Here is an 11,327-nt window from a genome sequence, read left to right on the forward strand (position 1 = left end):
TACACTGCAAAAAAGTCAGCCCCCCTGACCCGGTTTTGCGGCCCGCAGCCCCAAAATCCAGCCCCCCTCCCCCGCCGCGCCGCCTTATCCACAGACTCGCGCCGCTTACCCACAGCCCCGCCGCCAGACTCACCGACAAACTCACCCCGGACCCGCCCCGGACCCGCCCGTGAACCGCCCGTGAACCGCCAAACCCGATTCCGCCCGCCCGCCTTTCTGACCCCAAATACCCCGGGGAAGGCCCAAAGGGCCGGGGGCAAAGCCACCAAGAAGGCAGCCAATGTCTCAACCCCGCCCGGAAAGCCTGTCCAGCCCGGATGCGAGTTCCGCCCCAAGCCCCGCCGCTTCCATATGAACCCGCAGCAGCTGGTTATAGCCGCCGGGAGTGTTGAGGGCCGCGATCAGGTCTTCAGCCGTACTGTCCGCCAGGCTGGTGGCGGCCAGCATCCGCAGGAACGTCTCCCCCTTGGCGGCATCCTCTACCCGGGTGCCCAGCCAATGCCCCGCCTGCGCAAGCAGGCCGGCCACAGGCGACAGCACGGCTTGAGCGCAGAGGTAGGCGTCCAGCTCTCCTGCGTCCTTGAGCGCGAAAACGGTATTGTCCGGTGCAAAGATGCCTTCCGCCAGCACCGCGTCGCCCAGAACCAGGACCGGCGAGCCGCCCCGCGCGATGGCGGGAAAGGGCAGCACGATGGCCGCAGCTCTCGCGGGCGCCACCAGCTGTGCCACCTCATCAAGAGCGAGCCCAGCCATGAAGGAGATCACCTGTTGCCCTTCCCGGAACGTCAGCCCGCCGAGAACCTCAGCCGCCTGCCCGGCCATCAAGCCTAGGAAGACCACGTCGCTGCCGTCTGCCACCGGTTGGTTGCCTGCCACGGTGACTTCCGGGCATTCCGCCGCCAGGGCGGCGGAATGCACGCGGCCGCGTTCCGACACCAGGATCTCGTGCCCCTTGCCGCCCAGCCCGCGCACCACTGCCGAGGAGATGGTGCCGCATCCGATAAATCCCAGCCGCATGTCAGGTCTCCTTCATCAGCCGCAGTGCGTCGTAAATCGCGGCGTGGGTATTGCGGGCCGAGACCGCATCGCCGATGCGGAACAGCTGGAAGCAGCCCTTCGGGTTGGGAGTGAGGTCCTGGGGACGGCCCGCGGCCAGCGCCTCGTGGTCCACCTCGCCCCGGTTTGAAGACAGCTCTTTCAGCGCGAAGTAGAGGTCGTCGAGCGGCCGGGTGCCGTAGTTCACCACCACCTGGTCATACTCCGCGCGGGTGCTGTGGGCGCTGTAGTCGGTGCCGATCACCGCACTCAGCCGGTTGCCAGCGGGCTCCACCGCCAGAAGGCGGCGGGCGACGGTGAAGCGGACATCCTTGTCCTGCAGCGCGCGCATGTAGGGGACAAGGTTCATCCCCATGATTCCGGGCGAGATGCCGCGGTCCGGGGTCATCACCTCGACGCTTGCCCCGGCGGCAGCCGCCACTTCGGCGGCCATCAGCCCGGGGTGGTCGCCGCTTTCATCGTAAATCAGCACCTGCCCGCCCGGCTTCACATCGCCCGAAATCAGATCCCAGGCAGTGACCGCCCCCGGTGTCTCTCCCTTGGTTTCAAACAGGCCGGTATCTGGCAGCCCGCCGGTTGCGATGATCGCCACATCCGGCTTCAGCGCCAGAACGTCTTCCGCCTCGGCCCAGGTATTGAATCGGAAGGCCACATCGCGGGCGGCGCACTGCGCCATGCGCCAGTCGATGATGCCCATCATCTCGCGGCGGCGCGGGTTCCGCGCAGTAAGCCGCAGCTGGCCGCCAGGCGCGGCGGCGGCTTCCAGCACAGTGACACCATGGCCGCGCTCGGCCGCAACCCGCGCGGCCTCCAGACCGCCGGGACCGGCTCCGACGATTACTACCCGCTTGCGCTCCGCGGCGGGCGCAATCACATGCGGCATCGTCAGCTCGCGCCCGGTGGCCGCATTGTGAATGCAGAGCGCATCGCCCGCCTGGTAGATCCGGTCGAGGCAATAGGTGGCGCCGACGCAGGGGCGGATGTCGTCCTCGCGCCCCTCGATAATCTTCTTCACGATATGCGGGTCGGCCATATGGGCGCGGGTCATGCCCACCATGTCCAAGAGCCCCTCCGCCACCGCATGGCGAGCGGTGGCGACATCTGGGATGCGCGCGGCATGGAAGGTGGGCATGCCGGTGGCCTTCTTCACCTCGCCCGCGAAATCGAGATGCGGCGCCGACTTCATGCCCTGCACCGGTATCACATCGGTCATTGCCGGGTCGGTGTGGATGCGGCCGCGGATCACATTGAGGAAGTCCACCATGCCGGTGGCGGCAAGCCGCTTGGAGATCTCCAGCCCCTCCTCCGGCGAGATGCCGCCCGCCTGCGTCTCGTCCGCGGTGTAGCGCAGCCCGACGATGAACTCCTCCCCGACCCGGGCCCGCACCGCGCGCAGCACGTCCATCGGCAGCTGCATCCGGCTCTCCAGCGACTGACCGCCATAGGGCCCGTCGAGATCGTTGGTGAGCGGCGACCAGAACTGGTCGAGCAGGTGACCGTAGACCTGCAGCTCGATCCCGTCCATGCCGCCCTCCTTCATCCGCTCCGCCGCATCGGCGAAGTCGGAGATCACGCGGGCAATATCCCAGTCCTCTGCCAGCTTGGGGAACGCCCTATGTGCAGGCTCGCGGTGGCGGGAGGAGCTGATGGAGGGCAGCCAGTCGCCTTTGTTCCAGCCGGTGCGGCGGCCCAAGTGGGTGAGCTGGATCATCACCGCGGCGCCATGCTCGTGCACCTGGTCAGTGAGGTTGCGGATCCAGGGCACGACCTCGTCTTTCCAGGCGAGGATATTGTTGAAGACCGGCGGGCTGTCGCGGCTGACCGCGGCGGAGCCGGCGGTCATCGTGAGCGCCACGCCCGCCTTGGCCCGCTCGGCGTGATAGGCGGCGTAGCGCTCCTTGGGCATGCCGTCCTCCGGGTAGGCCGGTTCGTGGCTGGTGGTCATGATCCGGTTTCTCAGCGTCAGGTGCTTGAGCTGATAGGGCTGCAGCAGCGGGTCCTTGGACATTGGCATGGGTCTCCTGGAACGGGGGTCTGGGCTGTCTGGGATGGGACAGGAACTTGACACATGTGTCAATTAAACATTCATGCCTGTCGGGAAAACTTGCCGGGAGCCGGAGCGGCTGCTAAGGCTGCCCCATGCGCACGACAGACACCCTCCGCCCGCGGCTGAGCGAAGACGACTGGCTCAGTGCCGCCCACGCGGTCCTGTGCGACAGTGGTGTGGAGGCGGTGAAGGTGATGCCGCTGGCCAGGCAGCTCGGCGTCTCGCGCACCAGCTTCTACTGGCATTTCCCGGACCGCGAGGCGCTGCTGGAGGCGATGATCCGGCGCTGGGAGGAGAAGAATACCGGCAATCTGGTGGCCCGCAGCGCGGCCTACGCCGAGACCATCGCCGAGGCGCTGTTCAACCTCTTCGACTGCTGGATCGACACGGCGCTGTTCGATTCCCGGCTGGACCTCGCGATCCGCAACTGGGCGCGCAATGATGCCGGGTTGCAGCTGCGGCTCGACCGTGCCGACGCGCGGCGCGAAGCGGCGCTGACCGCGATGTTTGCCCGCTTCGGCTACGCACCGGAGGAGGCGCTGCTGCGCGCCCGCACCATGCTTTACACCCAAACCGGCTATATCGCGATGCAGGTGCATGAGCGCCGGGACAAGCGGATTTCCCTGATGCCGGGCTGGGTCACTGTGTTTTCCGGCAAGCCGCCGTCGCAGCGCGATCTGAACCGCTTCCACGCCCGCCACACCGCATCAACGGAAAAGCCCGGCGCGGCCAACGCGCCCTGACGCCGGACCTCGCCGCCCAGCCTGCCGCGCGCAGAGGCAAGCACAGGCAGACCCTCCCGCCCACAGCCGCGGGCCGCAAAGCGGCCCGTACCGCCGTTGGGCCGCGCGGCGCGCCCTTCAGGCGCGGCGCGGGTCGCTTCGGGCAAAGCCCGCAGTGAGGCAGCTCTCCCCGGCCTGCGCCCTGCCCGGGAGCCCGCGTCTGCCGCCGCCGCGCCGCGCGTCAGCGCGGCGCCCCCGAAAATGCGCGGGCGCGGAGCCATTGGCTCCGCGCCCGCCTGTTCCATCAGCCTCCGGCCAGGCGTTATTCCGCCGCGAGCTGGCCTTCGATCTTCTCGACCCGCACCGCGGAGAACTTGAACTCCGGGATCTTGCCATAGGGGTCGATCGCCGGGTTGGTGAGGATATTGGCCGCCGCCTCCACATAGGCAAACGGCACGAACACCATGTCCTCGGCAATAGCCCGGTCGGCCCGCGCCATAATCTCGATCGAGCCGCGGCGGGTCGTGAGGCGGATCATCTCGCCCGGCGCGATCCCCATCAGCTTGAGCGTGCGCGGGTTAAGCGAACAGTTCGCTTCCGGCTCCACCGCGTCCAGCACCTTGGAGCGCCGCGTCATCGACCCGGTGTGCCAATGCTCCAGCTGCCGCCCGGTGGTCATGATCATCGGATACTCCGCATCCGGCGCCTCATCCGGCGGGATCACCGAGGCCGGGGTGAACCGCGCGCGGCCCTCTGGGCGCGGGAAGCCGTCGCCGAACACAATCGCCTGGCCCGGATCGGTCTCATGCAGAGAGGGGTAGGTAATGGTCTCCGTCTCCAGCCGCTCCCAGGTGATGTTGTCGAGCGACTTCATATTGAGCTTCATCTCGGCAAAGACTTCCGACACGTCCCCGTACTGCCACGGCAGCCCGATGCGCTGCGCCAGGTCGACGGTGATCTGCCAGTCCTCCCGCGCTTCACCCGGAGGCGCCACCGCGGGGCGCACCCGCTGCACCTGGCGGTTGGTGTTGGAGACGGTGCCGTTCTTCTCGTAAAGCGCCGAAGCGGGCAGGATGATGTCCGCGAAGTTCGCCGTCTCGGTCAGGAAGATGTCCTGCACGATCAGCAGTTCCAGCTTGGCGAAAGCGTCGCGGGCGTGGTCCACATCCGGGTCCGACATCGCCGGGTTTTCGCCCTGGATGTACATGCCCCGGATGTTGCCGGCATAGACCTCGTCGACGATCTCGGTCACCGTGAGACCCTTCTCGTTCGAGAAGTCGCCGCCGCCCCAGACATCGGTGAAACTGCGGCGCACGTCATCCGAGGTGACGGTCTGGTAATCCGGCAGGAACATCGGGATGAGGCCCGCATCGGATGCGCCCTGCACGTTGTTCTGGCCGCGCAAGGGATGCAGGCCCGCACCCGGCTTGCCGACATTGCCGGTCATAAGGGCCAGCGAGATCAGGCAGCGGGAATTATCCGTGCCATGAATATGCTGGGAAACCCCCATGCCCCAGAAGATGAGGCCCGCATTTGCCCCTGCAAACATCCGCGCAACCCGGCGCAGCTGCTCCGGCTCGATGCCGCAGATCTCCGACATCTTCTCGGGCGTGAACTGGCGCAGGTGTTCCTTCTCGGCTTCCCAGTTCTCGGTCCAGCGGTGGATGTACTGGCTGTCGTAGAGCTCCTCTTCCACGATCACATTCATGATCGCGTTCAGCATCGACACATCGGCGCCGGGGCGGAACTGCAGCATCTCGGTCGCGTAGCGGCGCATGCCGACGCCGCGCGGATCCATCACGATCAGCTTGCCGCCGCGCTTGGTGAACTGCTTGAAATAAGTCGCCGCGACGGGGTGGTTCTCGATCGGGTTGGCGCCGATGATGATCGCCACATCGGAGTTCTCGATCTCGTTGAAGGTCGCGGTCACGGCGCCTGAGCCCACATTCTCGATCAGCGCCGCGACGGAGGACGCGTGGCACAGACGGGTGCAGTGGTCGACATTGTTGTGCTTGAAGCCCTGGCGGATGAACTTCTGGAAGAGATAAGCCTCTTCGTTGGTGCATTTCGCCGAGCCGAAACCCGCCACCGCTTTCGGGTCTTCATCGCGCAAGCGCATCAGCCCCTTGGCGGCCAGGTCCAGCGCTTCTTCCCAGGTCGCTTCGCGGAAATGGGTCGCCAGATTGCCGGGATCGACGTTCAGCCCCTTCGCAGGCGCGTCCTCGCGCCGGATCAGCGGCTTGGTCAGACGGTGCGGGTGGTGGATGTAGTCAAAACCGAAGCGGCCCTTGACGCAAAGCCGGCCTTCGTTGGCGGGGCCGTTGATGCCCTCGACGTATTTGACCTTGCCGTCCTTCACCTTGAGCGAAACCTTGCAGCCCACGCCGCAGAACGGGCAGACGCTTTCGGTCTCGCTGTCGTAGTCCTTGCTGTCGCCCACCTGGGCGTCGTCCAACACAGTGGCGGGCATCAGCGCGCCGGTCGGGCAGGCCTGCACGCATTCGCCGCAGGCCACGCAGGTGGAGGCGCCCATCGGATCGTCGATGTCGAAGACCGGAAAGGCCTCGTGGCCGCGGCCCGCCATGCCAATCACATCATTGACCTGCACTTCGCGGCAGGCCCGCACGCAGAGCCCGCAGGAGATGCAGGCATCCAGATTCACTTTCATGGCGACGTGAGAGTCGTCCAGCAGCGGGATGCGGCCCTCTTCCATCTTGGGGAAGCGGGATTCCGTCACTCCGTTCAGATCCGCCATGTCCCACATATGGGAGGACTTGTCGTGCGCCACCTCCCGCTCGGGGTGGTCGGCGAGCAGGAGTTCCATCACCATCTTGCGCGCGCCCTCGGCGCGGGCGTTGTTGGTGGTGACGACCATGCCTTCGGCAGGCTCGCGGATGCAGGAGGCCGCCAGCGTCCGTTCGCCCTCGATTTCCACCATGCAGGCGCGGCAGTTGCCGTCCGGGCGGTAGCCGGGCTGCGGCTTGTGGCAGAGGTGCGGGATCTTGAGGCCGCGGCCGTTGGCGACTTCCCAGATGGTCAGGCCCGCGTCAGCCGTGACCTGCTCGCCGTCAAGGGTGAAGGTGATTTGCTTGGTCATGGCTCAGACCTCATCCGGGAAGTGTTTCATGGTCAGGCGGATCGGGTTCGGCGCCGCTTGGCCCAACCCGCAGATCGAGGCATCGACCATCGCGGTGCTCAGCTCCTCCAACAGGCCCTGATCCCATTTCGGCGCCTGCATCAGCTTCACCGCTTTCTCGCAGCCGACCCGGCAGGGGGTGCATTGGCCGCAGCTTTCATCCTCGAAGAAGCGCAGCATGTTCAGCGCCGCATCGCGGGCGGAATCCTGATCGGACAGCACCACCACGGCGGCCGAGCCGATGAAGGTGCCATGCGGCTGCAGCGTGTCGAAATCCAGGGGCACGTCGTCCATCGACGCAGGCAGCAGTCCGGAGGACGGGCCGCCCGGCTGGTAGGCCTTGAAGGCGTGCCCCTCCAGCATACCGCCGCAGGCCTCGATGATGTCGGTGATGGTGGAACCGGCGGGCAGCAGGTGCACGCCCGGGTTCTTCACCCGGCCCGACACAGAGTAGCTGCGCAGGCCCCTGCGGCCGTTCTTCTCCACCGCATTCAGGCATTCCGGACCTTCACGGCAGATCCTGGCGACCCAGTAGAGCGTCTCGACATTATGAACCAGGGTCGGGCGGCCGAATACGCCGACCTGCGCCACAAACGGCGGGCGGTGGCGCGGCTCGCCGCGCTTGCCTTCGATCGATTCAATCATGGCCGACTCTTCGCCGCAGATATAGGCCCCTGCCCCGCGGCGCAGGTCGATGTAGCCCTCCGCGACCAGCCCCGCGTCTTCCAGCGCCTTGATCTCGGTTGCGAGAATTTCCAGCACCGCCGGATATTCGTCGCGCATGTAGATGAAGGCCTTCTCCGCCTCGACTGCCCAGGCGGCGATCAGCATGCCTTCGAGGAAGACATGCGGAGTGCGCTCCAGGTAGTAGCGGTCCTTGAAGGTGCCGGGCTCGCCCTCGTCGCCGTTGACAGCGAGGTAGCGCGGGCCTTCGTTGGCACGCACGAAGCCCCATTTGGTGCCCGAGGGGAAGCCCGCGCCGCCGAGGCCCCGAAGGCCAGCCTCTTTCACCTTGGCCTGCACATCTTCCCAATTGCCCTTCGCGCGCAAGTCCTTCAGCGCGGCATAGCCGCCTTCGGCCTCATAGGCTGCATACGTCTCGTAGTCCGGAATGTGCGCGTGGGTGTCATCCGCGGCAATCGCCGCCTGCACCTTTTCGGGGGTGGCGCGGTCGATGTGGTTGTGGCCGATTTCCAGCACCGGAGCAGTGTCGCAGCGGCCCATGCAGGGCGCGCGCAGAACGCGGACCTGCGAGGCATCGAGACCGTCTTCCAGCGCCTGTTTCAGCTGCTGTGCCCCCGCCAGCTCGCAGGACAGCGAGTCGCAGACCCGGATGGTCAGCGCGGGCGGCGGGGTCTCGCCCTCCTTCACCACGTCAAAATGCGCGTAGAAGCTTGCCACTTCATAGACTTCGGCCTGGCCCACCCGCATTTCCTCTGCCAAGGCGCGGATATGGGCGGCGCTCAGGTGGCCGTATTCATCCTGGATCAGATGCAGGAACTCGATCAGCAGATCGCGGTTGCGCGGGCGGCTCCCCAGCAGCGCCTGAACCTCGCTTAGCGCGCCGTCATCCAGCTGGCGGCCCTTGGGCGTGCGGCGCCCCTTGCCCTTGCCGGACTTCCAGACGCCCTTGCTATCATCCAATGGTGCCATGGTGTCCTCCCGTCAGCACGTCGTCCGCTTCGGAAATGTCATCAAGAAAGAATATCGTCAAATATGAAATTTGGAAGGCACGATAAGGATAGCTTATCACGCCATTTGCGGCACTTGATCGTCCGCAAACGTCGCAACCACCTCTTTCAGCGCCCTGAGCGTGGTCAGTTCCGGGGTCCGGTCCAGCGTCGCGATGCAGATCGGCCGCGCCTGCTCGGGTGCTTCCAGTGCCAGAACGCGGGTTCCGCCCAATGTGCCCAGTGCTTCGGGCAGCGCGCGGGGCAGAATCGTGGCCGAGGTGCCCTCCCGCGCCAGCACGATCGACGCCATGAAACCGCTGGATTCCGAGACGATCCGCGGCTTCAGCCCCAAGTCGGCAAAGATCCGGTCCAGAATGCGCCGGTTCTGCATCTGCTGGTCCAGGAGGCTGAGCGGCAGTTCAGCGGCCTCCGCCCAGCTGATGCTGGCGCCGCGGCCTGCCACCATCGCCTCCGGCGCCATCAGCACGTAGCTTTCCTCATACAGCGGCTGCACCGTCACCAGCTCGCGGCCCATGCTGTCGCCATAGGTGATGCCCGCGTCGATGGTGCCGTCATAAAGCCGCTGCTGGATCGCCATAGAGGTGGTTACCTCGATCCGCGCCAAGATACGCGGATGCGCCTGGTGCAGCCGGTCCGCAAGCCGCGCGGCCCAGGCGGTGGCGGTGGGCACCACCCCCAGCACCAGCGTGCCGGTGACTTCGCCCCGCGCGGCAGCAATCTCCTGCTCCAGCGCCTTGGCATCGTCCAGGATCGACCGCGCCCGGCGCACGATCATCATACCCTCCTCGGTCAGCCCCTGAAAGCGGTTGGCGCGGCGCACGATGGAGACCTCCAGCCGCTCCTCCAGATTGCGGATGCGCATGGAGAATGCGGGCTGCGACATGCCGCAGTCCTGCGCCGCCTTGGCGAAATGCTGGTGCCGCGCCAGCGCGGTCAGCAGCTGCAAATCCCTGAGTTCGATCATGCCCGAGCATAGGCCGCCGCCGGGCCCGGGCGCAACGGCGCTGAGGTGTCAGCCGGTCTGCCGCGCGGCAGCGGCGCGGCCCGCCGCGCCATAAAGCGCAGTCAGACCGTCCAGCACTTCGGCCGCGGCGGTCAGCCCCCCGGCCAGGCCGGAGCGCGCCTCCAGCATCGGCAGCAGCACCTGGGCGCGCAGGCCGGAGAGGGCCGCCGCCAGCTCCGCCCCCTGGTCGGAAAGATGATAGGTGACGCCCGTCCGCCCCGCTCCGCGCTTGTCCACCAGACCGGCGCCCGCCAGCTTGCGCAGGGAATACTGGATATTGGGAATGTCAGCCCGATTGGTCTGCCGGGCCATTTCCTTGACCGAACAGCCCTGCTCACCCCGCCCCGCCAGCAGCATCAGCAGCGTGACCTCCGGGCCGGCGGCCGGCAGCGCAGCCGCCCCCGCCATGCAGTCCGCCTGCCAGCGCACCAGCCCTTCGCGGGCCCGTTGCACCGCGAGTTCCAGATTGCTGAGGGTTTGCGCCAGGCGATCGCCAGCCGCCTCCTGCACAACGGCGTCATCCGCGTTCAGGCGGGATTCGGGCACCATATCATTCACGTCGGTCAATCACTTTTGCCAAAGGGTTTCTCCAAATCCATATGTCCAGGAACAACAGCCCTGCCGGCCATTTGTCTCAAACAAAATGAAAATCAACTTAAGATTGAATACTTTTACCGCATCCCGCCCCTGCGCTTCAACCGGCTTTGCTGAATAAATCCGGCTTGGGATTCACTGTGTGAATCCTGCCTGATAGCTGGAAGCCATGTGCAGTTGGGCCCCTGCGAAGCACAAGACCACGAACTGGCCGTCTTACCATGACGCGCTGAAACAGCGCGGATCGCTGCCGATCTGGTTTGACCCGGAGATGATCCGGGTGCCGCCGCGCAAGAACGCCAAGTCCTGGAAACCCGCAAGTGCCGGAGCCATCGCCCGGAACGGGGCGGTTAATGCCTCGCGACACTTCGGCCGCGCCGTCTGGCGGCGATGCAGCGGAGACCATCGCCGGAGCCGTGTCGAGAGCAAGATGAACTGTATCAAGCTCCTTGGCCAATCCCCGATGGCCGGAGACTTCGACCGGCAGGCCGCGGAAATCCAAGTCCGCGCCGCCGTCCTGAACCGGCACACAGCTCTTGGCATCCCTGTCACAGAGGCCGTGGGGTAAGTCCGTCCGGGGAAAGGGGAGGCCTCCCCATCACCGTATTTGCGCAACAAAGCCGCGTCGAGTTGGAAGATGCGCTGAGCATAGCGTAACGGATCGATATCTGAACCACTTTGGCGGGCGGCTCCTGCCGTTCGCCAATTGGAAACAGACCTACAGCCTAGTCGCAGAAGAAGATCGGATTGAGCCCACAGCGGACCTGTCAAAAACTCGTTGCGTGCGCTCGCAGCGCCCCGCCCCGCTGCACCGCCGAAAAACTCCCGCCGCACGGCAGAGGGCAACTCGGCCATTCAGACAGCGTGCAGAAAATTATGGACCATCAACTTGCACAGTGCGGGACTTTGCCGCCGTTCACCGCAACTTCAGATTGAGTGGCGCCGAACGACATGGTGTGTTTGCGGCGGCCGCTCTCCCAGGGCGAACGAGGTCCGATAAGATCGGCCTCAGCAAAACCAGCCGTGAAGGAGAACGACCATGTTGCATTATGTTGGTCTGGACGTGTCCGTCAAA

General features: G+C 66.0%; 7 protein-coding genes and 1 pseudogene. 2 read left to right on the forward strand and 6 right to left on the reverse strand.

The window, feature by feature from the left end; all coding sequences use genetic code 11:
• Positions 1-285: 285 nt before the first annotated feature.
• Complete coding sequence (locus tag ACOHX0_RS21320) at positions 286-1,017, reverse strand: NAD(P)-binding domain-containing protein (RefSeq protein WP_420679261.1); 732 nt, start codon at positions 1,015-1,017, stop codon at positions 286-288.
• A gap of 1 nt (position 1,018) precedes the next feature.
• Positions 1,019-3,064, reverse strand: coding sequence for an oxidoreductase (locus tag ACOHX0_RS21325; protein ID WP_420679262.1), 2,046 nt, complete (start codon positions 3,062-3,064; stop codon positions 1,019-1,021).
• 131 nt (positions 3,065-3,195) lie between these two features.
• Here ACOHX0_RS21325 and ACOHX0_RS21330 point away from each other — a divergent pair, with 131 nt between their 5' ends.
• Entirely contained in the window at positions 3,196-3,846 is a 651-nt protein-coding gene (locus ACOHX0_RS21330) for a TetR/AcrR family transcriptional regulator (protein ID WP_420679263.1), read from the forward strand.
• A gap of 301 nt (positions 3,847-4,147) precedes the next feature.
• Here the strand turns inward: ACOHX0_RS21330 and fdhF are convergent, their stop codons facing one another.
• The 4 genes from fdhF to ACOHX0_RS21350 form a co-directional block, all read right to left on the reverse strand.
• The gene (gene fdhF / locus ACOHX0_RS21335) at positions 4,148-6,922 is read right to left on the reverse strand and encodes a formate dehydrogenase subunit alpha (RefSeq protein ID WP_420679264.1); all 2,775 of its coding nucleotides are present in this window, start codon (positions 6,920-6,922) and stop codon (positions 4,148-4,150) included.
• Positions 6,923-6,925: 3 nt separating this feature from the next.
• The gene (locus ACOHX0_RS21340) at positions 6,926-8,614 is read right to left on the reverse strand and encodes an NAD(P)H-dependent oxidoreductase subunit E (RefSeq protein ID WP_420679265.1); all 1,689 of its coding nucleotides are present in this window, start codon (positions 8,612-8,614) and stop codon (positions 6,926-6,928) included.
• Positions 8,615-8,710: 96 nt separating this feature from the next.
• Entirely contained in the window at positions 8,711-9,619 is a 909-nt protein-coding gene (locus ACOHX0_RS21345) for a LysR family transcriptional regulator (RefSeq protein ID WP_420679266.1), read from the reverse strand.
• Between the two features lie 48 nt (positions 9,620-9,667).
• On the reverse strand, positions 9,668-10,216 hold the full coding sequence (locus ACOHX0_RS21350; protein ID WP_420679268.1) for a winged helix DNA-binding protein: 549 nt from the start codon (positions 10,214-10,216) through the stop codon (positions 9,668-9,670).
• Between the two features lie 256 nt (positions 10,217-10,472).
• Here ACOHX0_RS21350 and ACOHX0_RS21355 point away from each other — a divergent pair.
• Positions 10,473-10,820, forward strand: a pseudogene (locus tag ACOHX0_RS21355) (IS5/IS1182 family transposase); the annotation flags it as partial.
• Positions 10,821-11,327 lie beyond the last annotated feature (507 nt).

The organism is Cribrihabitans pelagius (assembly GCF_048820915.1).
Taxonomy (GTDB): Bacteria; Pseudomonadota; Alphaproteobacteria; order Rhodobacterales; family Rhodobacteraceae; genus Cribrihabitans_A; species Cribrihabitans_A pelagius.